Consider the following 22,996-nt stretch of genomic DNA (forward strand, 5'->3'; position numbering starts at 1 on the left):
CTCAGGCGAGTTGCTTGCGCAGTTCCGCCAACACCGGCGCGCTGTCCGGCCGCACGCCGCGCCACAGCAGGAAGGCCTCGGCGGCCTGCTCCACCAGCATGCCCAGGCCGTCGATGCAGCGCGCGGCGCCATGCTCGGAGGCCCAGCGGTTGAACGCGGTCGGCTGCTTGCCGTACATCATGTCGTAGCAGACGGTGTGGCCGGGCCGAATCAGGCTCGGCTCGATCGGCGGCAGCTCGCCGGCCAGCGAGGCCGAGGTGCCGTTGATGATCAGGTCGACCGGCTCGCTGAGCCAGTCGAAACCGCTGGCGGCCACCGGGCCGAGGTCGGCGAACTCGTGGGCCAGCTGCTCGGCCTTGGCCACGGTGCGGTTGGCGATCACCAGCGCCTGCGGGTTGTGCGCCAGCAGCGGCGCCAGCACGCCGCGCACGGCGCCGCCGGCACCGAGCAGGAGGATGCGCTGGCCCGCCAGGTCGAGCCCGGCATTCACCGTCAGGTCGCGGACCAGGCCGGCGCCGTCGGTGTTGTCGCCGAGCAGGCGGCCGTCGGCCAGCTTCTTCAGGGTATTCACCGCGCCGGCGCGGCGGGCCCGTTCGCTCAGCTCGTCGGCCAGGCGATAGGCCTCCTCCTTGAACGGCACGGTGACGTTGCCGCCCTGGCCCTCGGCGAAGAAGGCACGGGCGAAACCGGCGAAGTCATCCAGCGGCGCCAGCAGGGCCTCGTAGGAGAGATCCTGGCCGGTCTGCGCGGCGAACAGGCGATGGATCAGCGGCGACTTGCTGTGGCCGATGGGGTTGCCGAATACGCCGTAACGATCGGTCACAGCCCGGCCTCCGCCAGCCAGTCGCGATCCTTGAGGAAGTGCTCGGTCAGGCGCGCTTCCGCCGTGCCGGGCTCGGGCTTCCAGTCGTAGCCCCAGCGCACGTGCGGCGGCAGGGACATGAGGATCGACTCGGTACGCCCGCCCGATTGCAGGCCGAACAGGGTGCCGCGGTCGAACACCAGGTTGAACTCGACGTAGCGGCCCCGGCGGTAGGCCTGGAACTCGCGCTGCGCCTCGGTGAACGGGGTGGCCTTGCGCCGCTGGACGATCGGCAGGTAGGCGTCGATGTAGGCATCGCCGATGGCGCGCAGGAAGGCGAAGCTGGTGTCGAAGTCCCACTGATTGAGGTCGTCGAAGAACAGCCCGCCGATGCCGCGCGGCTCGCCGCGGTGCTTCAGGTGGAAGTAGCGGTCGCACCATTCCTTGTACTTCGGGTAGACCTCGGCACCGAACGGCGCACAGGCGGCGCGGGCCACCTGGTGCCAGTGCACGCAGTCTTCCTCATGGGCGTAGTAGGGGGTCAGGTCGAAGCCGCCGCCGAACCACCAGACCGGCTCCTCGCCGGCCTTCTCGGCGCTGAAGAAGCGCACGTTGGCGTGGGAGGTCGGCACGTGCGGGTTTTCCGGGTGGATCACCAGGGATACGCCCATGGCCTCGAAGCCGCGCCCGGCCAGCTCGGGGCGATGGGCGCTGGCCGACGGCGGCAGGCTGTCGCCGAACACGTGGGAGAAGTTGACCCCGCCCTTCTCGATCAGTGCGCCGTTCTCGATCACCCGGGTGCGGCCGCCGCCACCGGCCGGGCGCTGCCAGCTGTCCTCGAAGAAACGGGTGCCGCCGTCCTCGGCTTCGAGGGCGGCGCAGATACGGTCTTGCAGGTCGAGCAGGTAGGCCTTCACGGCCTGGGTACGGTCACTCACGGCAGTCATCCGGACGAGCTGGAAAGGGCGCAAGCATACCATCGTCGTCCGTCCCGCAGGCTTGACGGCGGTCAGCCGGAGCGCTTGCATGGAGGCTCTTTCGTCAAGGAATCGCGGACATGGCCAAACGCATCCAGTTCTCCCGCCACGGCGGCCCCGAAGTGCTCGAATACACCGACTTCACTCCCGCCGAGCCGGGCCCGCAGGAAGTGCGGGTGCGCAACCGGGCAATCGGCCTGAACTTCATCGACACCTATTACCGCAGCGGCCTGTACCAACCGCCGGCGCTGCCGTCCGGCCTCGGCAGCGAAGGCGCCGGCGAAATCGAGGCAGTGGGCCGCGAGGTGCGCCACCTCAAGGTGGGCGACCGCGTCGCCTATGCCACCGGACCGCTGGGCGCCTACGCCGAGCTGCACGTGCTGCCGGCCAGCCACCTGGTCAGGCTGCCGGAGTCGATCGGCTTCGAGCAGGCCGCGGCGCTGATGCTCAAGGGTCTCACCGTGCAGTACCTGCTGCGCCAGACCTACGCGGTGCAGCCCGGGCAGACCATTCTCTGGCACGCCGCGGCCGGCGGCGTCGGCCTGCTCGCCTGCCAGTGGGCACGGGCGTTCGGCGTGCAGCTGATCGGCACCGTGTCGTCAGCGGAAAAGGCCGCGCTGGCCAAGGCCCACGGCGCCTGGGCGACCATCGACTACAGCCGCGAGGACGTGCCGGCGCGGGTACTGGAGCTGACCGGCGGGGCGAAGTGCCCGGTGGTCTACGACTCGGTGGGCAAGGACACCTGGGAGATGTCGCTGGACTGCGTGGCGCCGCGCGGGCTGCTGGTCAGCTTCGGCAACGCTTCGGGGGCGGTCACCGGGGTGAACCTGGGCCTCCTGGCGCAGAAGGGCTCGCTGTATGTCACCCGGCCGACCCTGGGCCACTACGCCAACACGGCCGAACACCTGCAGGCGATGGCCGACGAGCTGTTCGCCCTGGTCGCCGACGGCCAGCTGCGGGTGGACATCGGCCAGCGCTTCGCCCTGGCCGAGGCGGCCAAGGCCCATGCGGCGCTGAGCAGCCGGCAGACCACCGGCTCGACCATCCTGTTGCCGTAGGTTGGGTTGAGCGCAGCGAAGCCCAACGGGCAATCCTGCTGACGCCTCTGTGGCTGAGCCAGTTATTGCCCGTTGGGCTTCGTCGCGTTGCTCCTCAACCCAACCTACGACGGGCGCACCACATTGCCGGTCTGCAGGTCGCGGATCAGGCTGGGATTGCGCCGCCCACCGAGGGCACCGCCGAGTACGCCGTCGAGCTGGTCGTGGAAGTACTGCTCGACGCGCAAGCGCGAACGGGCGGACGGACGCCCGGCCGGATTGGCCGAGGTCGACACCAGTGGGCCGGTGAGGGCGCAAAGATCGCGCACCAGCGGATGGTCGCTGACGCGCAGGGCCACGCTGTTGTGCTGCCCGGTGATCCACGCGGGCAGGCGGTCCTGGTGCGGCACCAGCCAGGTGTTCGGTCCCGGCCAGGTGCTGGCCAGACGGTCGACCCAGCGCTCGGGCAGGTCTTCGAGGAGGAAGTCGAACTGGCGAATGTTGTCCGCTACCAGGATCAGGCCCTTGTGCAGCGGGCGATCCTTGAGCGCCAGCAGGCGTTCTACCGCGTCCCCGTTCCACGGATCGCAACCCAGGCCCCAGACGGCCTCGGTCGGGTAGGCGACCACCCCGCCCTGACGAACGATCTGCGCGATGCGTTTTACCTGCCAACTGCTGTACATGCCTACCCCCGGCCAGAATCACTGGCGCGAGTGTACCGGCCTCAGCCGGCGCGGTGTAGCCAGCGCCCCGCCTCACACACCACGCGGCCCTCCAGCTCCAGCTCGGTCAACAGCGCCAGGGTTTCGCCCAGCGCCATGCCGCAGGCCTGCGCCAGGCTTTCGCTGCTCTGTGGCGCCGCGCGCAGGTGCAGCAGCAGCGGATGCTCCTCGACCGGTAGGCTGGCGGAGGCGGGCGGCACACTCTGCCAGCCGCGCAGGGCTTCGAGGATATGCTCGACGCTCTCGACCAGCGTCGCGCCGTCGCGGATCAGCTGGTGGCAACCACGCGCACAGGGATGATGGATCGAGCCGGGAATCGCGTAGACCTCGCGGCCCTGTTCCGCCGCCAGCTTGGCGGTGATCAGCGAGCCGCTGGACGGGCTGGCCTCGACCACCAGCACGCCCAGGGCCAGGCCGCTGATGATGCGATTGCGCCGGGGGAAGTTGCTGGCCTGCGGCGGGCAGTCCAGCGGCAGCTCGGAGACCAGCGCGCCGCCACCCTCGACGATCCGTGCGGCCAGGCCGACATGGCGCTGCGGGTATAGCCGCAGCAGGCCGGTGCCGAGCACCGCCACCGTCTTGCCGGCGGCATCCAGCGCGCCCTGGTGGGCCGCGCCATCGATGCCCAGGGCCAGGCCGCTGGTGATGACGAAACCGCCGCCGGCCAGGCTGCGGGCAAAGGCCTGGGCGGTATCCAGCCCCGGACGCGAGGCGCGGCGGCTACCGACCACCGCCAGTTGCGGCAGTTCGAGGATGTTCGGATCGCCGGCGACGAACAGCAGCGGCGGGGCATCGACCAGTTCGGCGAGCAGGGCCGGATAGGCCGACTGATCCCACATCAGCAGATGCTGGTTGGCTTGCTCCAGCCAAGCCAGCGCCTGCGCCGCCCGCTCACGGGTTTTCGCCGCGCGGCGCAGTTCCGCGCAGGCCGCCGGCAAGCCCAGTGAGCGCCAGGCCGAAGCCGGCGCGCTGAGGGCGGCGGATGCCGAACCGAAGGCATCGAGCAGACGACGGAAACGCCGGGGCCCCAGTTCGGGCAGGCAGTGCAGGCGCAGGCGCGCCTCGAGTTCGGCAGGCGAGGTGACGGTCACGGCGATCATCCTTGATCGGTTGACGAAGCGCAGACAGAAAGCAGAACCCCCGCAGCAGCGGGGGTTCCGGGTATTACGGGTTCTTCACCTTGTCCAGCACCGCCAGGTCGCGGGTAGCGTACAGCACCAGCCCGTAGCTGAGCTTCTCGTAGGTGCGGAACACCATCAGCAGGCCGGAACGCTCGTCCGGGATCTTCACCGACTCGCCGGTGATGCGATCGCGCACGGTTTCGCCGGTCTTGTAGATCGCCAGGACGTTGCCTTCGCTGAGGCCGTCGATCTTGCCCTTGTTCAGGGTGACCACGTCGAACTGGCCGATACGGGCCACGCCGCGCGGCACATCGAGGATCACGCCAGAAACATCGGTGGCCGGTTCGCTGGGCATGAAGGTCGAATTGACCGCCCGTTCCTCGGTGGGAAACAGGCGGTCACCCAGACGTACTTCCTGGGTCGTGCGACTCAGGCTGATCGTGGCGACATCGCCTTCCTGGGCCACCACTTCACCGCTGCCGATATCGTCGGCATTGATGCCGAGGAACTCATTGGTTTCCGGATCGGTATAGGCCTTGCCCTGGCGGAAGATGCCATACACCGGGTCAGCCTGGTCGAAGGTGCCGCGGGCATAGATGCGATCACCCGAGCCGCTGACCACGCGCTCGGCGTTGCCGGCCACAATGTAAGGCCGTTGGGTGAAGTCTTCCGGGGTGTCAACGATGCGATTGGTCAACAGGAAGCTGTTGATCGCTTCCAGCGGAATGGCGGGAATCGCCTCGGCAATCGGCGTGCTGCGCACCTGCGGCGACAGCTTGATGGTGCCACGCGAGGCGCCGCGATTGAGGGTCAGGCGCGGCTGGCCATCGATGTAGATGAGGCTCAGGGTATCGCCCGGGTAGATCAGGTGCGGGTTTTCGATCTGCGGGTTGGCATGCCAGAGTTCCGGCCACTTCCACGGCTGGCTGAGGAACTTGCCAGAGATATCCCAGAGCGTGTCACCCTTGGTGACGGTATAGCGGTCTGGATGACCTTCCTTGAGCTGCACTTCTGCCTGGGCTAGACCGCCAACGGCGAGAAGCAGCAGGGCGAGTAGTGATTTCCTCATGCGGTGAATCCCTTTATTATGTGGCTGGCGCCTGTAAGCCGCAGAATACGTGGCTTCAAAGCCGTTTTTCAAAGCTGTTCATCATCTTAGCAGCGCTTTTTGACTTTATTCCACAAGTGCATCACAAACATCTATGGCGATTCTCAACATCCTCGAATTTCCCGACTCGCGCCTGCGCACCATTGCCAAGCCGGTCACCCAGTTCGACGGCGCGCTGCAACAGCTGATCGACGACATGTTCGAGACCATGTACGCCGCGCCCGGTATCGGCCTGGCCGCGACCCAGGTCAACGTGCACAAGCGCCTGGTGGTGATGGACCTGTCCGAGGACAAGAGCGAGCCGCGGGTGTTCATCAACCCCGAGTTCGAAGCACTGACCGAACAGATGGACCAGTACCAGGAAGGCTGCCTGTCGGTACCGGGCTTCTACGAGAACGTCGACCGCCCGCAGAAGGTCAGGATCAAGGCGCTGGATCGTACCGGCCAGCCCTACGAGCTGATCGCCGAAGGCCTGCTGGCGGTGTGCATCCAGCATGAGTGCGACCACCTCAACGGCAAGCTGTTCGTCGACTACCTGTCCAGCCTCAAGCGCGACCGGATCAAGAAGAAGCTGGAAAAACAGCACCGCCAGCAAGCTTGACCCCCGATATCCAAAGGCTTGCTGCGGCAAGCCTTTTTCTTTTTCTGTAGCGAGTCATCCATGCGTATCGTTTTTGCCGGCACCCCGGAATTCGCCGCCCAGCACCTGCAGGCCCTGCTCGACGCCGGTCGCCAGATCGTCGCCGTCTACACCCAGCCGGACCGCCCCGCCGGACGCGGGCAGAAGCTCGCGCCCAGCCCGGTCAAGCAGCTGGCCCTGCAGCACGGCATCGCCGTGTACCAGCCGCAGACCCTGCGCGACCCGGCGGCCCAGGCCGAACTGGCCGCGCTGCAGCCGGATCTGATGGTAGTGGTGGCCTACGGCCTGATCCTGCCGCAGGTGGTGCTGGATACCCCGCGCCTGGGCTGCATCAACAGCCACGCCTCGCTATTGCCGCGCTGGCGCGGTGCGGCGCCGATCCAGCGCGCGGTGCAGGCCGGCGATGCCAGCAGCGGCGTCACCGTGATGCAGATGGAGGCCGGCCTGGATACCGGGCCGATGCTGCTCAAGGTCAGCACCGCCATCAGCGCCGACGATACCGGCGGCAGCCTGCACGACCGCCTGGCCCAGCTGGGTTCGGCGGCGGTGGTTGAAGCGGTGGACAAGCTGGCCGCCGGCGAGCTGCACGGCGAAGTGCAGGACGACAGCCAGGCCACCTACGCGCACAAGCTGAACAAGGACGAGGCGCGCCTGGACTGGAGCCGTCCGGCCGTGGAGCTGGAGCGCCTGGTGCGCGCCTTCAACCCCTGGCCAATCTGCCACAGCAGCCTGAACGGCGAGCCGCTGAAAGTGCTGGCCGCCAGCCTGGGCGAGGGCGCAGGCCAGCCCGGACAGATCCTCGCCGCCAGCAAGGACGGCCTGACCGTGGCCTGCGGCGAGGGCGCGCTGCGCCTGACCCGCCTGCAGCTGCCGGGCGGCAAGCCGCTGGCCTTCAGCGATCTGTACAACAGCCGCCGCGAGCAGTTCGCCATCGATCTGGTGCTCGGGCAATGAACCCGCGCCTGGCCGCCGCCCGCGCCCTGGCCGCCGTGCTCAATGGCAAGGCCTCGCTGGGCAGCAGCCTGCCGCCGCTGCTGGACAAGGTCGAGGCGCGCGACCGCGGCCTGGCCCAGGACCTGGCCTTCGGCGCCGCGCGCTGGCAACCGCACCTGGCCCTGCTGATGGACAAGCTCCTGCAGAAGCCGTTCAAGGCCGCCGACCGCGATGTCGAGGCGCTGCTGCTGATCGGCCTGTACCAGCTGTTCTACACCCGCATCCCGCCCCATGCGGCGATCGGCGAGACGGTGGCCTGCGTCGACAAGCTGAAGAAGTCCTCGCTCAAGGGCCTGCTCAACGCCGTGCTGCGCAACGCCCAGCGCGACGGCGAAGCGCTGTGCGCCAGCCTGGACAAGGACCCGGTGCTGCACACCGCCCACCCGCGCTGGCTGCAGAAACGCCTGAAGGCCGACTGGCCCGAGCACTGGCAGGCGATCTGCGCCGCCAACAACGAGCATCCGCCGCTGCTGCTGCGGGTCAACCGCCGCCATGGCAGCCGCGACGCCTACCTGGTCGAACTGCAGGCCGCCAGCTTCGCGGCCGAACCCTGCACCTTCAGCCGCGACGGCATCCGCCTGCTGGCGCCCTGCGACGTGAAGACCCTGCCGGGCTTCCTGGACGGCCGCGTCAGCGTGCAGGACGAAGCCGCCCAGCTGGCCGCCGAGCTGCTCGACTTGGCACCCGGCCAGCGCGTGCTGGATGCCTGCGCCGCACCCGGCGGCAAGACCTGCCATCTACTCGAAGCCGAACCTGGCCTCAAACAAGTAGTCGCCCTGGATCTGGAGCCGAGCCGCCTGGCCCGGGTGCAGGAAAACCTCGACCGCCTGCAGCTCGACGCCACCCTGATCGCCGCCGACGGCCGCGATACTGCCGCCTGGTGGGACGGCCAGCAGTTCCAGCGCATCCTGCTGGACGCACCCTGCTCGGCCACCGGGGTGATCCGTCGCCATCCGGATATCAAACTGACCCGCCAACCCGAAGATATTGCTGCCCTGGCACAGTTGCAGGGCGAACTGCTGGATGCCCTGTGGCCGATCCTGGAGGTCGGCGGCGTGCTGCTCTACGCCACCTGCTCGGTGCTGCCGCAGGAGAACAGTGACAACATCGCCGCCTTCCTCGCCCGTACCCCGGGTGCGCGCGAGCTGGATATTGCCGGCCCGCCTGGACAACCGACCGCCGGCCTGAAAACGGCCCATGGCCGCCAGCTGCTACCGCAGGTCGACGGCCACGACGGCTTCTACTATGCCAAGCTGATAAAAATCGCCGCCTCAGCGCGCGGCTAACGGAGCGATCAGTGAAGATCATCATTCTCGGTGCCGGCCAGGTCGGCGGCACACTGGCCGAACACCTGTCCGGGGAAGCCAACGACATCACCGTGGTCGACACCGACGCCGACCGCCTGCGCGACCTTGGCGACCGCCTGGACATCCGCACCGTGGTCGGCCGCGGCTCCTTTCCCACCGTGCTACGCCAGGCCGGCGCCGACGACGCCGACATGCTGGTGGCGGTGACCAACAGCGACGAGACCAACATGGTCGCCTGCCAGGTCGCCTACACCCTGTTCCACACCCCGACCAAGATCGCCCGGGTGCGCGAGGCGGCCTACCTGACCCGCGCCGGCCTGTTCGACAACGAGGCGATCCCGGTCGACGTGCTGATCAGCCCCGAGCAGGTGGTGACCAACTACATCAAGCGCCTGATCGAATACCCCGGCGCCCTGCAGGTGATCGACTTCGCCGAGGGCAAGGCCCAGCTGGTGGCGGTCAAGGCCTACTACGGCGGCCCGCTGGTCGGCCAGCAACTCAAGCAGCTGCGCCAGCACATGCCCAACGTCGACACCCGGGTGGCGGCGATCTTCAGGCGCAACCGGCCGATCATGCCGCAGGGCGACACCGTGATCGAAGCCGACGACGAGGTGTTCTTCATCGCCGCCAAGGCGCATATCCGCGCGGTGATGAGCGAGATGCGCCGCCTCGAAGACAGCTACAAGAAAGTGGTGATCGCCGGCGGCGGGCATATCGGCGAGCGCCTGGCCGAGGCCATCGAGAGCCGCTACCAGGTGAAGATCATCGAGATGAACCCGGCGCGCTGCCGCTACCTCTCGGAGAACCTGGAAAGCACCATCGTCCTGCAGGGCAGCGCTTCCGACCGCGACCTGCTGGTGGAAGAGAACATCAACGACGCCGACATCTTCCTGGCCCTGACCAACGACGACGAGGCCAACATCATGTCGTCCCTGCTGGCCAAGCGCCTGGGCGCGCGCAAGGTGATGACCATCATCAACAACCCGGCCTATGTCGACCTGGTCCAGGGCGGCGATATCGACATCGCCATCAGCCCGCAGCTGGCCACCATCGGCACCCTGCTGACCCATGTGCGCCGCGGCGACATCGAGAGCGTGCACTCGCTGCGCCGCGGTGCGGCGGAAGCCATCGAGGCCATCGCCCATGGCGACGCCAAGTCAAGCAAGGTGGTCGGGCGGATGATCGAGGAGATCGCCCTGCCGCCAGGCACCACCATCGGCGCGATCATCCGCGACGAGGAAGTGCTGATCGCCCACGACGACACCCTGATCGAATCGGGCGACCATGTGATTCTGTTCCTGGTCGACAAGAAGTACATTCGCGATGTGGAGCGTCTGTTCCAGGTAGGCCTGACCTTCTTCTGAGGCGATGCCATGACCACGCCAAGTTCCCTGGAAAAGCTACTGGCCAAGGGCGTCGACAACGCCCTGCTACGCTTCGGCCTGGGCAAGGGCTACCTCGATGCCGGCGAGCCGGCGCTGGCCGCCGAGCACCTGCAGAAGTGCCTGGGCTTCGACCCCAACTATTCGGCGGCGTGGAAACTGCTGGGCCAGGCCTGCCTGCGTCAGGGCATGCTCGAGGAGGCACGCCTGGCCTGGCACAACGGCCTGGAAGTGGCGCGCAAGCGCGGCGACAAGCAGACGGAAAAGGAAATGCTGGTGTTTCTACGGCGCCTGGAGAAGACGGCGGGCCAGGGTCACCAGGCCCCGTAGGGTGCGCCGTGCGCACCATTGGCGTCTGTGGGTTTCCCGGTGCGCACGGCGCACCCTAGGCTAGCCCTTAGAACCTACTTAGGGTCTTTTGAGCTAGAGCCAGGCAAGGCGAAATTGGGCGAGGACGCGGAGTTTACGAAGTGTAAATGAGCAATCCGAGCCCGATTTCAACGCAGCATGGCCGACGATCAAGAGACCCTATGCAGGTTCTCAGTCGCGCTGGAAGATCAGCGCTACCCCACTGGGCTCGAAGCGCACCACTTCCATCTGCACCACCGGCGCCTCCATGGGCAGGCCTTGCACCTGGCCACTGACCCTCTCGCCGATCTGCAGCAGGCGCTGGGCATCGTCGATCACCACGAACACGCCGCTCTCGGAAATGTCGCGGGTGGTCACCATCATCTGGCCGTGCACCGGATGGTCGATGCGCAGCTGGACCTTGAGCGGGGTGCGGTTGTGCTCGCGCTTGTTGTCCATGCCTACCCTGCTGCCTTGCCGTGGAAAGTTGTGCTGACGGTACTGGCTAACGGCTAGCGCATCAATACCATTTCTTCTCGCCAGCCGGACGCTTCTTGAAGCGTTTCATGCTCCACATGTACTGGCTGGGGTAGCGCCGCACGTAGCGCTCGATCACTGCGCTCATGGCCGCCACGCCTTCTTCCACGTTCTCGCTGTACATGCCGGCGGGAGCCGCTTCGAGTATCACCTTGTAGCCGGAACCATCGTCCAGGCGCAGGGCATGCAGGAATACGCCGACCGCCTTGCCGCCGCTCAGCATGCCCGGAACGAACTTGCTGGTCAGCGCCTGGGTGCCGCAGAACGGCACGAACACCCCGCTGCTGCGGCTCGGCTCGGGGTCCGCCGGAATGCCCACGGCACCACCACGACGGACTTCCTTGATCACGCTGAGAATGCCTTCCTTGGTCGACGGCGCCACCCGGTTGCCCATCTGCACCCGCTGCTTGCGCAACAGCTCGTCCACCGCCTGCAGCTTCGGCGGCCGGTAGAAGATGATTGGCTTGCACTGCGCGCAGTAGAAGTGGTTGAGCACTTCCCAGTTGCCCAGGTGGCTGGTGATGCCGACCACGCCCTTGCCACTGGCCAGCGCCGCATGCAGCACGTCCAGCCCTTCGACTTCACGCACCAGCGCGAGGGATTTCTGCGCCGGCCAGATCCAGGCGCAGGCGCTCTCGGTCAGGGTCTTGCTGATGTCCTTGAGGCTCTGCCCGACCAGCGCCTCGCGGGCCTGGGCATCCAGCTCCGGGAAGCACTTGGCCAGGTTGATGCGCACCACCTCGCGCGAGCCGTTCGGCAGTTTCCACAGCAGCCAGCCGATGGCGTTGCCCACGGCCTGCACGGCACGCCAGGGCAGCAGGGCGAACAAGCGCAGGAAACCGACGACCAGGGCGCCTTTGAACTTCTCCACGAGCAACTCCCGAACGGAAAGGGGCGGGCATTGTAACCAGTGTGACCGCCGGGTTCAGCCACGCAATGCGTGGTAACGGTCGCAGTCGCTGGTGTGATCCATGACCATCCCCGCCGCCTGCATGTAGGCATAGCAGATGGTCGGGCCGACGAAGGTGAAGCCGCGCTGCTTCAGCGCCTTGCTCATCGCCTCGGCCTCGGCGGTCACCGCGGGCACATCACCACGGCCGGCGAAGTGGTTGATCTTCGGCGCACCGCCGACAAAAGACCAGAGCAGCGCCACCGGATCCTCCAGCTCCAGCCAGGCCCGCGCGTTCTGCCGTGCGGCCTTGAGCTTCAAGCGGTTGCGGATGATGCCGGGGTCCTGCATCAGCTCGTCGATCTCCTCGTCGCTCATCTGCGCCAGGCGCTGCACATCGAAGTCCCACAGCACTTCGCGGTAGCGCGCACGCTTCTTCAGCACGGTGATCCAGGCCAGGCCGGCCTGGAAGCCCTCCAGCAGCAACAACTCGAACAGGCGCTGGGGATCGCGCAGCGGCACGCCCCATTCCTGGTCGTGATAGGCGATGTACAGCGGGTCGTCGTTGCACCAGAAGCAGCGTGGCATGGGGCCTTCCTTGCGCTTTCCGCAGAATTGATCGGGTATACTGCCCGGCTTTATGCCCAAGCCTCGATACCGGTGAAATTCGTGAGCCAGACTACGCCCGACGTGAGCACCTTCCAAGGTCTGATCCTTGCCCTGCAGAGTTACTGGGCCGAGCAGGGGTGTGTGATCCTGCAGCCCTACGACATGGAAATGGGTGCCGGCACCTTCCACACCGCCACCTTCCTGCGCGCCATCGGCCCGGAGACCTGGAACGCCGCCTACGTGCAGCCGTCCCGGCGTCCCGCCGACGGTCGCTACGGCGAGAACCCCAACCGCCTGCAGCACTACTACCAGTTCCAGGTGGTGCTCAAGCCGAACCCGGCGAACATCCAGGACCTGTACCTGGAATCGCTGCGCCGCATCGGCGTCGATACCCTGGTCCACGACATCCGCTTCGTCGAAGACAACTGGGAATCGCCGACCCTCGGCGCCTGGGGCCTGGGCTGGGAAGTCTGGCTGAACGGCATGGAAGTCACCCAGTTCACCTACTTCCAGCAGGTCGGCGGCGTCGAGTGCTACCCGGTCACCGGCGAGATCACCTACGGCCTGGAACGCCTGGCCATGTACCTGCAGGGCGTCGACTCGGTGTATGACCTGGTCTACTCCGACGGCCCGTTCGGCAAGGTCACCTACGGCGACGTGTTCCACCAGAACGAAGTGGAGCAGTCCACCTTCAACTTCGAACACGCCAACGTCGACAAGCTGTTCGACCTGTTCGACTTCTACGAATCCGAGGCCAACCGCCTGATGGACCTGCAGCTGCCGCTGCCGGCCTACGAAATGGTGATCAAGGCCTCGCACAGCTTCAACCTGCTGGATGCCCGCCGCGCCATCTCGGTGACCGCGCGCCAGCAGTACATCCTGCGCGTGCGCACCCTGGCGCGAAACATCGCCCAGAGCTACCTGCTGGCCCGCGCCAAGCTCGGCTTCCCGATGGCCACCCCCGAACTGCGTGACGAAGTACTGGCGAAGCTGGAGATTGCAGAATGAGTGCACATGATTTCCTGGTCGAACTGGGCACCGAAGAGCTGCCGCCGAAAGCCCTGAAGAGCCTCGGCGAAGCCTTCCTCGCCGGTGTCGAGAAGGGCCTCAAGGGCGCCGGCCTGGGCTACGTCAAGGCCCGCTACTACGCCGCGCCACGCCGCCTAGCCGTGCTGGTCGAGACCCTGGCCAGCCAGCAGCCGGACCGCACCGTCAACCTCGACGGCCCGCCCGTGCAGGCCGCCTTCGACAAGGACGGCAACCCCACTCAAGCAGCGCTGGGCTTCGCCAAGAAGTGCGGCGTCGAGCTGAGCCAGATCGACCAGAGCGGCCCGAAGCTGAAGTTCAGCCAGTCCATCGCCGGGCAGAAGACCGTCAGCCTGCTGCCGGACATCGTCGCCGCAGCGCTGAACGACCTGCCGATTCCCAAGCGCATGCGCTGGGGCGCCGGCAAGACCGAATTCGTCCGCCCCAGCCAGTGGCTGGTGATGCTGTTCGGCCAGCATGTGGTCGACTGCGAGATCCTCGCCCAGAAGGCCGGGCGCATGTCCCGCGGCCACCGCTTCCACGCCAACTTCGAAGTGGCGATCGAGAGCCCGGCCAGCTACTCCCACGACCTGCGCGGCGCCTTCGTGGTCGCCGACTTCGCCAAGCGCCGCGAGCAGATCGCCGCCCGCGTGGCGGAACTGGCCAAGGCCGAGAACGGCACCGCCATCGTGCCGCCGGCGCTGCTGGATGAAGTCACCGCCCTGGTCGAATGGCCGGTGCCGCTGGTCTGCTCGTTCGAGGAACGCTTCCTCGAAGTGCCGCAGGAAGCCCTGATCACCACCATGCAAGACAACCAGAAGTACTTCTGCCTGCTGGACGCCAACGGCAAGCTGCTGCCGCGCTTCATCACCGTCGCCAACATCGAGTCGAAAGACCCGGCGCAGATCGTTTCCGGCAACGAAAAGGTGGTGCGCCCGCGCCTCACCGACGCCGAGTTCTTCTTCAAGCAGGACAAGCGCCAGCCGCTGGAACAGCGCAACGAGCGCCTGGCCAACGTGGTGTTCCAGGCCCAGCTCGGCAGCGTGTTCAACAAGGCCGAGCGGGTTTCCGCCCTGGCCGGCTTTATCGCCGCACGCATCGGCGGCGACGCCACCCGTGCGGAGCGTGCCGGCATCCTCTCCAAGTGCGACCTGGCCAGCGAGATGGTCGGCGAGTTCCCGGAAATGCAGGGTATCGCCGGCTACTACTACGCCAAGCACGACGGCGAGGCCGACGACGTGGCCCAGGCGCTGAACGAGCAATACATGCCGCGCGGCGCCGGCGCCGAGCTGCCGCAGACCCTCACCGGGGCTGCCGTGGCCGTGGCCGACAAGCTCGACACCCTGGTCGGCATCTTCGGCATCGGCATGCTGCCCACCGGCTCCAAGGACCCCTACGCCCTGCGCCGTGCCGCCCTGGGCGTGCTGCGCATCCTGATCGAGAAGCAGCTGGATCTGGATCTGGGCGCAGCCATCGCCTTCGCCATCGACCAGTACGCCGACAAGGTCAAGGCCGACGGCCTGGCCGCCCAGGTGCAGGACTTCATCTTCGACCGCCTGCGTGCGCGCTACGAGGACGAAGGCGTCGACGTCGCCGTGTACCAGGCCGTGCGTGCCCTCAACCCGACCGCGCCTCTGGACTTCGACCAGCGCGTGCAGGCCGTGCAGGCCTTCCGCGCGCGCAGCGAAGCCGAGGCCCTGGCCGCGGCGAACAAGCGCGTGTCCAACCTGCTGGGCAAGTTCGACGGGCAGATCCCGGCCAGCGTCGACAACGCCCTGCTGGAAGCCGGTGCCGAGCAGACCCTGGCCGCCGCCGTCGCCGCCGCCGAACAGGCCGTGGCACCGCTGGCCGCCGCACGCCGCTACCGCGAGACGCTGGAGCAACTGGCCAGCCTGCGCGAGCCGGTGGATGCGTTCTTCGAGGCGGTGCTGGTCAACGCCGAGGATGCCGCCGTACGGGCCAACCGCTACGCCCTGCTGGCCAAGCTGCGCGGCCTGTTCCTCGGCGTGGCCGACATCTCGCTGCTGGGCTGATCGATGAAGCTGCTGATCCTCGACCGCGACGGCGTGATCAATTACGACTCCGACGCCTACATCAAGTCGCTGGAGGAGTGGATTCCGCTGCCCGGCGCGGTCGAGGCCATCGCCCGCCTGAGCAAGGCCGGCTGGACCGTGGCGGTGGCCACCAACCAGTCCGGCCTGGCCCGCGGCTATTATGACCAGAGCACCCTCGACGCCATGCACGCGCGCCTGCGTGAGCTGGTGGCGGAGCAGGGCGGCGAAGTCGGCCTGATCGTGCACTGCCCACACGGCCCGGACGATGGCTGCGCCTGCCGCAAGCCGAAACCGGGCATGCTGCAGCAGATCGCCGCGCACTACGCCGTGCCACTGGACGGGATCTGGTTCATCGGCGACAGTCGCGGTGACCTCGAGGCCGCGCTGGCCGTCCATTGCCAGCCCGTACTGGTGAAAACCGGCAAGGGCGAACGGACCCTCGGCAAGCCATTGCCCGCGGGGACCCTGGTATTCGATGATCTGGCGGCCATCGCCGATCAGCTTCTTCTCTAAGGTCAAAGCTCAATGTCGACAGTGCAGGCCCTCAGAACCGTCCTCTTCTACCTGCTGCTGTCTGCCAGCGCGTTCGTCTGGTGCACCCTGTGCGTGTTCATCGCGCCGCTGCTGCCGTTCCGCGCCCGCTATCGCCTGGTGATCCAGACCTGGTGCCGCTGCGCCACCTGGCTGGCGAAAACCGTGGTGGGTCTGCGCTATGAGGTCGAAGGCGTGGAGAACATCCCGCAGCGGCCCTGCGTGATCCTCGCCAAGCACCAGAGCACCTGGGAAACCTTCTTCCTCTCCGCCTTCTTCGAGCCGCTGTCGCAGGTGGTCAAGCGCGAGCTGCTGCACGTGCCGTTCTTCGGCTGGGCGATGGCCCTGCTCAGGCCCATCGCCATCGACCGCAGCAATCCCAAGGCGGCGCTCAAGCAACTGGCCAAGCAAGGCCACGAACGCCTGGAGCAGGGCGCCTGGGTGCTGGTGTTCCCGGAAGGCACGCGGATTCCGCCAGGGCAGATCGGCAAGTTCTCCCGCGGCGGGGCGGCACTGGCGGTGAATGCCGGCCTGCCGGTGCTGCCGATCGCCCACAACGCCGGCGAGTTCTGGCCCAAGCAGGGCTGGGCCAAGTACCCGGGCACCATCAAGGTGGTGATCGGCCCGGTGATGCATGCCGAGGGCAGCGGCCCGCGCGCCATCGCCGAACTCAACGAGCGGGCCTTCGCCTGGGTCAAGCAGACCCAGCAGCGAATCTCCGCCGTGCCGCTGCGGGACGAGCCCGTAGAGACATCCGAAACCGTTTGAGGGCGATTGTGGATAAGCTGTGCACGAAATCCACTCATTATCTACAAGTTGTTGAAATACAAGGATTAACTGTAGTTCATGGCTAACCCACGGCGGGGCATAAGTTTTTTCCCGCCGCACCGGGCGGCCAAATCCACGAATTGCGCACGCTGGCACCCAGGGCAACCGGGCTAAGCTAGGAGCTGGCCGCCGGCCCCGCTGAAAAAGGAATTTCGTTCATGCTGTCGATCTATCAGCTCAAACCGCGTTTCCAGAATCTGCTGCGCCCCGGCGTGCAACGCCTGTTCGATCGTGGCGTCACCGCCAACCAGGTGACGCTGGCCGCCGGGATCGTCTCGCTGCTGCTCGGCGGCCTCCTCGCCCTGCTGCCCGGCCACGTCTGGCTGTTCGCCCTGATCCCGCTGTGGATGCTGCTGCGCATGGCGCTGAATGCCGTGGACGGCATGCTCGCCCGCGAGTTCGGCCAGCAGTCCAAGCTCGGCGCCTACCTCAACGAGCTGTGCGACGTGATCGCCGACAGCGCCCTGTACCTGCCATTCGCCCTGCTGCCAGGCGTTTCGCCGCTGCTGGTGGTGCTGGTGGTGCTGTTCGCCGTGATCAGCGAATACGCCGGGGTGCTCGGCCCGATGGTCGGCGCCGCGCGGCGCTACGACGGGCCCATGGGCAAGAGCGACCGTGCCTTCTGCTTCGGCGTGCTGGGTGCCGGTGTGGCGGGCGGGCTGCTGGCGGCGTCTTGGATAAACGGGCTGCTCGCCGTGATTCTGGCCCTGTTGCTGTACACCCTGTTCAACCGCGTGCGCCAAGGTCTGGCCGAGGCGACACAACCCTCCTGATCGGAATAAGGATATTTCGATGCGCGAATCTCAGAACCACATCTTCACCACCCACGATGGCGTCGAGCTGCTCTATCGCCACTGGCCCGCCACCGCCCCGACTGCAGGCCCACGCCAGGCCGTGGTGATGTTCCACCGCGGCCACGAGCACGGCGGGCGCATGGCCCACCTGCCGGGCGAGCTGGACCTGCCCGAGTTCGACTTCTTCGCCTGGGATGCCCGCGGTCACGGCCTGTCCCCCGGCGCCCGCGGCGACAGCCCGAGCTTCGCCACCAGCGTGCGCGACGTGCAGACCTTCCTCGACCACATCAGCGCCACCCATGGCATCCAGCAGACGGATATGGCCGTGCTGGCGCAGAGCGTCGGCGCCGTGGTGGTGTCGACTTGGGCCCACGACTACGCGCCACAGATCCGCTGCCTGGTGCTCGCCTCGCCGGCGTTCAAGGTCAAGCTCTACGTGCCGTTCGCCCGTCCCGGCCTGAAGCTGATGCGCGCCTGGCGCGGCAACTTCTTCGTCAACAGCTACGTCAAGGCCAGGTTCCTCAGCCATGACCCCGAGCGCATCGCCTCTTTCGACAGCGACCCGCTGATCAGCCGGCCGATCTCGGTGAACATGCTGCTCGGCCTGTACGAAGCCGCCGACCGTGTGGTGGCCGATGCCCAGGCGATCCAGATTCCCACCCAGCTGCTGATTTCCGGCGCCGACTTCGTGGTGCACCGCAAGCCGCAGGAACAGTTCTTCGAGCGCTTGGACAGCCTGCGCAAGGAGAAGCACATCCTCCCCGGTTTCTTCCACGACACCCTCGGCGAGCGCGACCGCGCCCATGCCCTGGTGCGTGCGCGGCGCTTTATCCTGCGCAGTTTCGAGGAGCCGCTGAACCGCCCCTCGCTGCTGGATGCCGACCGCCTCGGCGCCACCTGCGCGGAAGCCGAGGAGCTGGCGGCGCCACTGCCGAAAAACTCCTGCGCCGACCTGTACTGGCGCGCCACCCGGGCCGGCCTCAAGCTCGGCAGCGGGCTGTCCGACGGGGTCAAGCTGGGCTTCGCCACCGGCTTCGACTCCGGCAGCACCCTGGACTATGTCTACCGCAACACGCCGAGCGGCAAGAGCGCCCTGGGTCGGCTGATCGATGCGAACTACCTCAACTCCATCGGCTGGCGTGGCATCCGCCAGCGCAAGGTGCATGCCGAGGAGTTGCTGCGCCTGGCCATGGGCCAGCTGCGCGAATCCGGCAAGGCGGTGCGCATCGTCGATATCGCCGCCGGCCACGGCCGCTACATCCTCGAGTCGCTGGAAGGCCTGGAGCAACAGCCGGACTCGATCCTGCTGCGCGACTACAGCGAGATCAACGTGCGCGACGGCGCCGCGCTGATCGAGCAGAAGGGCCTGGGCGCCATCGCCCGCTTCGTCAGAGGCGATGCCTTCGACAAGGCCGACCTGGCGGCCCTCGATCCGAAACCGACCCTGGCGGTGGTCTCCGGCCTGTACGAGCTGTTCGGCAGCAACCAGATGGTCGGCGACTCGCTGGCCGGGCTGGCCGCGGCGGTCGAGGAGGGCGGTTACCTGGTCTACACCGGCCAGCCCTGGCACCCCCAGCTGGAGCTGATCGCCCGCGCCCTGACCAGCCACCGCGACGGCCAGCCCTGGGTCATGCGCCGGCGCAGCCAGGCGGAGATGGACCAGCTGGTGGAGGCCGCCGGCTTCCGCAAGCTGACCCAGCGCATCGACCAGTGGGGCATCTTCAGCGTATCCCTGGCGCAGCGGGTGTCCTGATGGACGCCCACCCGCCACGCGAAGCCGGGCTGTGGAGACGCGGAGTACTCTGGCTGCTGCTGCTCGGCCCGCTGTTCTTCGCCAGCTACGGCTTCGCCAACTGGCTGACCGTGCGGCGCGAGGATGTCGGCAGCCTGGTGTTCGCCTGGGAAAGCGCGATGCCGCTGTGGCCCTGGAGCATCGTGCCCTACTGGTCGATCGACCTGCTCTACGGCCTGTCCTTCCTGCTCCCGGCCACCCGTCGGGAAATGGACCGGCATGCCCTGCGCCTGCTCAGCGCCCAGGTCTTCTGCGTCGCCTGCTTCCTGCTCTGGCCGCTGCGCTTCACCGTCGAACGGCCGGAGCTGGGCGGCGTATTCGGCTGGATGTTCGACGTGCTGATGGGCTTCGACAAACCCTTCAACCAGGCGCCTTCGCTGCATATCGCCCTGCTGGTGATCATCTGGACGATGTTCGCCCGGCATACCCACGGCGTGCTGCTGCGCGGCCTGCTGCATGGCTGGATGGCGCTGATCGGCCTGTCGGTGCTGACCACCTGGCAGCACCACTTCATCGATGTGCCGACCGGCGCCCTGGCCGGCTGGCTGTGCGTGTGGCTGTGGCCAACCGAAGGGCGCAGTCCGCTGCAGCAGGCCAGCCTGGCCCGCGACGCCAGGCGCTGGCGCCTGGCGTTGGGCTACGGCTTGGCGGCGGCCCTGTGCACGGCCCTGGCGGTCAACCTGGGCGGCGCCTGGCTGTGGCTGCTGTGGCCGGCGCTGTCGCTGCTGCTGGTGGCGCTGAACTACGCCTGGTTCGGCGCCGAGGGCTTCCAGAAGCAGGCCGATGGTCGCCTGAGCACGGCGGCGCGGTGGCTGTTCGCCCCCTATCTGGCCGCCGCCTGGCTCAACTCGCGGCTGTGGACCCGGCGCCAGCCGCAGGCGGATCAGATAGTCGAGGGCATCTGGCTCGGGCGCCTGCCCGGGGCAGGGCAGGCCCAGCCGTTCGCCGCGCTGCTCGACCTGTGTGCCGAGCTGCCGGTCGAGCCCAGGGGCAAGGCCTACCGCGCGCTGCCCTGGCTCGATCTCTGCGTCCTCACGCCCGAGGCCTGCCTGCAGGCGGCCGAAGCCGTCGAGGCCCAGCGTCAGTACGGGCCGCTGCTGGTCTGCTGCGCCCTCGGTTATTCGCGCAGCGCCACCGCCGTGGCGGCCTGGCTGCTGCACCACGGCCACAGCCCGGATGTCCCGGCGGCGCTGCAGCTGATCCGCCAGGCCAGGCCACAGATCGTCCTCGGCCACGCCCAGCAACAGGCCCTGCACGACATGCAGCAGCTGCCACGAACGGCCGACAAGCCCGTGCTGGAGGTCGCCCATGGCCTCTGAGCTGCAACTGCAGTTGGTGGCCAGCCTGCTGCGCCGCGGCCGGCTGCTCGACCAGCTGTCCGGCGGCCTGACCCTGCTGGCCCTGGCCATCGGCCTCGCGCCCTTGCTCGGCAGCACGCCCAGCAGCGCCAGCGCGCTGCTCTGCGGCCTGCTGGTGATGCTCGGCCTGGCGCAGAAGTACTGGGCCGTGCGAGTCGCCCTGGATGGCGAACTGTTCGCCCGGCTGGCCCGGCAGCCGCAACAGCTGGCGGCACACACCCAGCAGCTCGACCTGGCCCTGACCGGGCTCGGCCTGCAACCGGCCACGGCCGGCGGGCGCGACTGGGACGCGCGCAGCCGCGGCGCCCTGCAGCTGTTGCGCCGGCAGGCGCTGTGGCTGGGCGCCCAAGTACTACTGGCCCTGGCCGCCATTCTGGCCATGCCCTGGTTTTCCTTCGCTGGATAGGAGTTGTCCATGCTTGCTTCATTGATTGCCTTCGCCATCACCTCGGCGGCGCGTCTGCTCACCGGGGCCCGCGCGCTGTGGCTGGGTTGCACCGCGCAGCCGGTACAGCGCCTGTACTACGCCAACCACAGCAGTCACGGCGACTTCGTCCTGCTCTGGGCCTCGCTGCCCGACGAGCTGCGCCGCAGCACCCGCCCGGTGGCCGGCGCCGATTACTGGCAGCGCGACAACCTGCGCCGCTACGTGATCAACGAAGTGTTCAACGGCGTGCTGATCGACCGCGAACGCAGCAGCCCCGAGAGCAACCCGCTGCAACCCATGCTCGATGCCCTGGACAACGGCGACTCGCTGATCCTCTTCCCCGAAGGCACGCGCAACCTCGGCGACGAACCCCTGTTGCCGTTCAAGAGCGGCCTGTTCCACCTGGCCATGGCCCGCCCGCAGGTCGAGCTGATTCCGGTGTGGATCGCCAACCTCAACCGGGTCATGCCCAAGGGCCGCGCGCTGCCGCTGCCGCTGCTGTGCACCCTGAGCTTCGGCGCCCCCCTGGAGCGCCTGGCCGACGAAGACAAGGCGGCGTTCCTCGAACGTGCGCGTAACGCCCTGCTGGCACTCGCGCCCGAGGAGGCCTGAGATGGATCGCAATACCTTGCTGTTGTTCGTCGGCATCGGTGCCGTACTGCTGCTGGCCTCGCTGGTCGGCTTCATCCTCAAGCGCCGCTCCGGCGATGCGCCCAATGCGGTGATCGACAACCTCAATGCGCGCATCAATGCCTGGTGGGTGATGGTGCTGGTGATCGGCATCGCCTTCCTGTTCGGCAAGACCGGGGTGATCGTGCTGTTCTACGGCGTGTCGTTCTACGCCCTGCGCGAGTTCATGACCCTCACGCCAACCCGGCGCAGCGACTACCCGGCCCTGGTCGCCGCCTTCTACTTCGCCCTGCCGGTGCAGTACCTGCTGATCGGCATCGACTGGTACGGCATGTTCAGCATCTTCATCCCGGTCTACCTGTTCCTCCTGCTGCCGATCCTCGCCTCCCTCGGCGGCGATACCACGCGCTTCCTCGAACGCGCCTCGAAGGTGCAGTGGGGGCTGATGATCGCGGTGTACTGCATCTCCGCGGTGCCGGCCCTGCTGACCCTGGATATCCCCGGCTACGAAGGACGCAACCTGCTGCTGATCGCCTGGCTGGTGATAGTGGTGCAGCTGTCCGATGTGTTGCAGTACGTCTGCGGCAAGCTGTTCGGCCAGCACAAGATCGCCCCGCTGCTGTCGCCATCGAAGACCGTCGAAGGCTTCGTCGGCGGTGTCGCCCTGGCCACCCTGGTGGGTGCGCTGCTGTGCTGGATCACCCCGTTCGGCTTCTGGCAGGCCGCCGCCCTAGCCCTGCTGGTCAACCTGCTGGGCTTTGCCGGCGGCCTGGTGATGTCGGCGATCAAGCGCGACCGCGGCGTCAAGGACTGGGGCCATATGATCGAAGGCCACGGCGGCATGCTCGACCGCCTCGACTCGGTGTGCTTCGCCGCGCCGATCTTCTTCCATGTGGTGCGCTACTGGTGGGCGTGAAGAACGCCTGAGAAAAGACCCGGCGCCCGCCGGGTTTTTTCTGTCCGCATCAGCGCCCGATAACCTGGCAGCGGTGCAAGACGACCTTGGTGCACCCCGGGGGCATGCAAATTATCCCCACAATCTTAGTGTGGCCACTAGACTGGCATCATCCTTGGTTAATGCCAG

24 protein-coding genes are annotated in these 22,996 nt (G+C 67.4%); 16 read left to right on the forward strand and 8 right to left on the reverse strand.

What is annotated here, in order from left to right:
* Window position 1: 1 nt before the first annotated feature.
* Together aroE and hemF are read right to left on the reverse strand one after the other, a co-directional pair.
* Entirely contained in the window at window positions 2–823 is an 822-nt protein-coding gene (gene aroE, locus F3I16_RS01840; RefSeq protein ID WP_160492068.1) for a shikimate dehydrogenase, read from the reverse strand.
* Window positions 820–1,740: an oxygen-dependent coproporphyrinogen oxidase gene (gene hemF / locus F3I16_RS01845; RefSeq protein WP_160492069.1), complete on the reverse strand. Its 921-nt coding sequence runs from the start codon at window positions 1,738–1,740 to the stop codon at window positions 820–822. Before hemF ends, aroE begins: the two co-directional genes overlap by 4 nt.
* A 119-nt stretch (window positions 1,741–1,859) precedes the next feature.
* On the opposite strand from hemF, the gene F3I16_RS01850 reads away from it, so the two are divergent.
* Window positions 1,860–2,837, forward strand: coding sequence for an NADPH:quinone reductase (locus F3I16_RS01850; protein WP_160492070.1), 978 nt, complete (start codon window positions 1,860–1,862; stop codon window positions 2,835–2,837).
* A gap of 104 nt (window positions 2,838–2,941) precedes the next feature.
* Here F3I16_RS01850 and F3I16_RS01855 read toward each other — a convergent pair whose 3' ends face one another.
* The 3 genes from F3I16_RS01855 to F3I16_RS01865 form a co-directional block, all read right to left on the reverse strand.
* Window positions 2,942–3,499 carry an L-threonylcarbamoyladenylate synthase gene (locus F3I16_RS01855; RefSeq protein ID WP_160492071.1) on the reverse strand — a complete coding sequence of 186 codons (558 nt, stop codon included), beginning with the start codon at window positions 3,497–3,499 and terminating at the stop codon, window positions 2,942–2,944.
* Between the two features lie 41 nt (window positions 3,500–3,540).
* A complete protein-coding gene (gene dprA / locus F3I16_RS01860; protein WP_160492072.1) occupies window positions 3,541–4,638 on the reverse strand; it encodes a DNA-processing protein DprA in 1,098 nt (365 codons plus the stop codon).
* 64 nt (window positions 4,639–4,702) lie between these two features.
* Entirely contained in the window at window positions 4,703–5,728 is a 1,026-nt protein-coding gene (locus F3I16_RS01865; protein ID WP_160492073.1) for a LysM peptidoglycan-binding domain-containing protein, read from the reverse strand.
* 133 nt (window positions 5,729–5,861) lie between these two features.
* On the opposite strand from F3I16_RS01865, the gene def reads away from it, so the two are divergent.
* From def to F3I16_RS01890, 5 genes are read left to right on the forward strand one after another with little or no spacing between them, the layout of a single operon-like run.
* Entirely contained in the window at window positions 5,862–6,368 is a 507-nt protein-coding gene (gene def, locus F3I16_RS01870; protein ID WP_160077363.1) for a peptide deformylase, read from the forward strand.
* 60 nt (window positions 6,369–6,428) lie between these two features.
* Complete coding sequence (gene fmt / locus F3I16_RS01875) at window positions 6,429–7,361, forward strand: methionyl-tRNA formyltransferase (RefSeq protein ID WP_160492074.1); 933 nt, start codon at window positions 6,429–6,431, stop codon at window positions 7,359–7,361.
* Window positions 7,358–8,686, forward strand: a complete 1,329-nt coding sequence (gene rsmB / locus F3I16_RS01880) for a 16S rRNA (cytosine(967)-C(5))-methyltransferase RsmB (protein ID WP_160492075.1) — start codon at window positions 7,358–7,360, stop codon at window positions 8,684–8,686. The genes fmt and rsmB overlap by 4 nt, the downstream gene beginning before the upstream one ends.
* 11 nt (window positions 8,687–8,697) lie before the next feature.
* Window positions 8,698–10,071, forward strand: coding sequence for a Trk system potassium transporter TrkA (gene trkA / locus F3I16_RS01885; RefSeq protein WP_160077369.1), 1,374 nt, complete (start codon window positions 8,698–8,700; stop codon window positions 10,069–10,071).
* A gap of 9 nt (window positions 10,072–10,080) precedes the next feature.
* Entirely contained in the window at window positions 10,081–10,419 is a 339-nt protein-coding gene (locus tag F3I16_RS01890; RefSeq protein ID WP_160492076.1) for a tetratricopeptide repeat protein, read from the forward strand.
* 210 nt (window positions 10,420–10,629) lie between these two features.
* Here F3I16_RS01890 and F3I16_RS01895 read toward each other — a convergent pair whose 3' ends face one another.
* The 3 genes from F3I16_RS01895 to F3I16_RS01905 form a co-directional block, all read right to left on the reverse strand.
* Entirely contained in the window at window positions 10,630–10,896 is a 267-nt protein-coding gene (locus F3I16_RS01895) for a PilZ domain-containing protein (protein WP_160492077.1), read from the reverse strand.
* Window positions 10,897–10,957: 61 nt separating this feature from the next.
* Window positions 10,958–11,845 carry a lysophospholipid acyltransferase gene (locus F3I16_RS01900; protein WP_160492078.1) on the reverse strand — a complete coding sequence of 296 codons (888 nt, stop codon included), beginning with the start codon at window positions 11,843–11,845 and terminating at the stop codon, window positions 10,958–10,960.
* 54 nt (window positions 11,846–11,899) lie between these two features.
* A complete protein-coding gene (locus tag F3I16_RS01905) occupies window positions 11,900–12,451 on the reverse strand; it encodes a DNA-3-methyladenine glycosylase I (RefSeq protein ID WP_160492079.1) in 552 nt (183 codons plus the stop codon).
* An 81-nt stretch (window positions 12,452–12,532) separates the two neighbouring features.
* Here F3I16_RS01905 and glyQ point away from each other — a divergent pair, with 81 nt between their 5' ends.
* From glyQ to F3I16_RS01955, 10 genes are all read left to right on the forward strand, one after another.
* Window positions 12,533–13,480: a glycine--tRNA ligase subunit alpha gene (glyQ, locus tag F3I16_RS01910; RefSeq protein WP_160492080.1), complete on the forward strand. Its 948-nt coding sequence runs from the start codon at window positions 12,533–12,535 to the stop codon at window positions 13,478–13,480.
* Window positions 13,477–15,531: a glycine--tRNA ligase subunit beta gene (gene glyS / locus F3I16_RS01915; RefSeq protein WP_160492081.1), complete on the forward strand. Its 2,055-nt coding sequence runs from the start codon at window positions 13,477–13,479 to the stop codon at window positions 15,529–15,531. Before glyQ ends, glyS begins: the two co-directional genes overlap by 4 nt.
* A gap of 3 nt (window positions 15,532–15,534) precedes the next feature.
* A complete protein-coding gene (gene gmhB, locus F3I16_RS01920; RefSeq protein WP_160492082.1) occupies window positions 15,535–16,065 on the forward strand; it encodes a D-glycero-beta-D-manno-heptose 1,7-bisphosphate 7-phosphatase in 531 nt (176 codons plus the stop codon).
* A gap of 12 nt (window positions 16,066–16,077) precedes the next feature.
* Window positions 16,078–16,851 (forward strand): 1-acyl-sn-glycerol-3-phosphate acyltransferase, encoded by a 774-nt coding sequence (locus tag F3I16_RS01925; RefSeq protein WP_160492083.1) that lies wholly within the window; start codon window positions 16,078–16,080, stop codon window positions 16,849–16,851.
* A gap of 218 nt (window positions 16,852–17,069) precedes the next feature.
* A complete protein-coding gene (locus tag F3I16_RS01930; RefSeq protein WP_160492084.1) occupies window positions 17,070–17,684 on the forward strand; it encodes a CDP-alcohol phosphatidyltransferase family protein in 615 nt (204 codons plus the stop codon).
* Between the two features lie 19 nt (window positions 17,685–17,703).
* Window positions 17,704–19,458 (forward strand): bifunctional alpha/beta hydrolase/class I SAM-dependent methyltransferase, encoded by a 1,755-nt coding sequence (locus tag F3I16_RS01935; protein WP_160492085.1) that lies wholly within the window; start codon window positions 17,704–17,706, stop codon window positions 19,456–19,458.
* Window positions 19,458–20,816 (forward strand): phosphatase PAP2/dual specificity phosphatase family protein, encoded by a 1,359-nt coding sequence (locus F3I16_RS01940; RefSeq protein ID WP_178116634.1) that lies wholly within the window; start codon window positions 19,458–19,460, stop codon window positions 20,814–20,816. The genes F3I16_RS01935 and F3I16_RS01940 overlap by 1 nt, the downstream gene beginning before the upstream one ends.
* Window positions 20,806–21,261 carry a hypothetical protein gene (locus F3I16_RS01945; RefSeq protein WP_160492086.1) on the forward strand — a complete coding sequence of 152 codons (456 nt, stop codon included), beginning with the start codon at window positions 20,806–20,808 and terminating at the stop codon, window positions 21,259–21,261. The genes F3I16_RS01940 and F3I16_RS01945 overlap by 11 nt, the downstream gene beginning before the upstream one ends.
* Window positions 21,262–21,270: 9 nt before the next feature.
* Window positions 21,271–21,894, forward strand: coding sequence for a 1-acyl-sn-glycerol-3-phosphate acyltransferase (locus F3I16_RS01950; protein WP_160492087.1), 624 nt, complete (start codon window positions 21,271–21,273; stop codon window positions 21,892–21,894).
* A gap of 1 nt (window position 21,895) precedes the next feature.
* Complete coding sequence (locus F3I16_RS01955; RefSeq protein ID WP_160488021.1) at window positions 21,896–22,828, forward strand: phosphatidate cytidylyltransferase; 933 nt, start codon at window positions 21,896–21,898, stop codon at window positions 22,826–22,828.
* Window positions 22,829–22,996: the final 168 nt, after the last annotated feature.

The sequence above is a fragment of the Pseudomonas sp. L-22-4S-12 genome (assembly GCF_009799935.1).
Lineage (GTDB): Bacteria > Pseudomonadota > Gammaproteobacteria > Pseudomonadales > Pseudomonadaceae > Aquipseudomonas.

Bases quoted from the DNA above. Each gene is read 5' to 3' on its own strand.
- F3I16_RS01850 (WP_160492070.1), top strand. From the start codon at position 1,860: ATGGCCAAACGCATCCAGTTCTCCCGCCACGGCGGCCCCGAAGTGCTC.
- def (WP_160077363.1), top strand. From the start codon at position 5,862: ATGGCGATTCTCAACATCCTCGAATTTCCCGACTCGCGCCTGCGCACC.
- F3I16_RS01925 (WP_160492083.1), top strand. From the start codon at position 16,078: ATGTCGACAGTGCAGGCCCTCAGAACCGTCCTCTTCTACCTGCTGCTG.
- fmt (WP_160492074.1), top strand. From the start codon at position 6,429: ATGCGTATCGTTTTTGCCGGCACCCCGGAATTCGCCGCCCAGCACCTG.
- F3I16_RS01890 (WP_160492076.1), top strand. From the start codon at position 10,081: ATGACCACGCCAAGTTCCCTGGAAAAGCTACTGGCCAAGGGCGTCGAC.
- F3I16_RS01865 (WP_160492073.1), bottom strand. From the start codon at position 5,728: ATGAGGAAATCACTACTCGCCCTGCTGCTTCTCGCCGTTGGCGGTCTA.
- F3I16_RS01905 (WP_160492079.1), bottom strand. From the start codon at position 12,451: ATGCCACGCTGCTTCTGGTGCAACGACGACCCGCTGTACATCGCCTAT.
- F3I16_RS01930 (WP_160492084.1), top strand. From the start codon at position 17,070: ATGCTGTCGATCTATCAGCTCAAACCGCGTTTCCAGAATCTGCTGCGC.
- rsmB (WP_160492075.1), top strand. From the start codon at position 7,358: ATGAACCCGCGCCTGGCCGCCGCCCGCGCCCTGGCCGCCGTGCTCAAT.
- F3I16_RS01940 (WP_178116634.1), top strand. From the start codon at position 19,458: ATGGACGCCCACCCGCCACGCGAAGCCGGGCTGTGGAGACGCGGAGTA.
- glyS (WP_160492081.1), top strand. From the start codon at position 13,477: ATGAGTGCACATGATTTCCTGGTCGAACTGGGCACCGAAGAGCTGCCG.
- F3I16_RS01955 (WP_160488021.1), top strand. From the start codon at position 21,896: ATGGATCGCAATACCTTGCTGTTGTTCGTCGGCATCGGTGCCGTACTG.
- F3I16_RS01945 (WP_160492086.1), top strand. From the start codon at position 20,806: ATGGCCTCTGAGCTGCAACTGCAGTTGGTGGCCAGCCTGCTGCGCCGC.
- F3I16_RS01895 (WP_160492077.1), bottom strand. From the start codon at position 10,896: ATGGACAACAAGCGCGAGCACAACCGCACCCCGCTCAAGGTCCAGCTG.
- F3I16_RS01935 (WP_160492085.1), top strand. From the start codon at position 17,704: ATGCGCGAATCTCAGAACCACATCTTCACCACCCACGATGGCGTCGAG.
- dprA (WP_160492072.1), bottom strand. From the start codon at position 4,638: ATGATCGCCGTGACCGTCACCTCGCCTGCCGAACTCGAGGCGCGCCTG.
- F3I16_RS01855 (WP_160492071.1), bottom strand. From the start codon at position 3,499: ATGTACAGCAGTTGGCAGGTAAAACGCATCGCGCAGATCGTTCGTCAG.
- gmhB (WP_160492082.1), top strand. From the start codon at position 15,535: ATGAAGCTGCTGATCCTCGACCGCGACGGCGTGATCAATTACGACTCC.
- F3I16_RS01950 (WP_160492087.1), top strand. From the start codon at position 21,271: ATGCTTGCTTCATTGATTGCCTTCGCCATCACCTCGGCGGCGCGTCTG.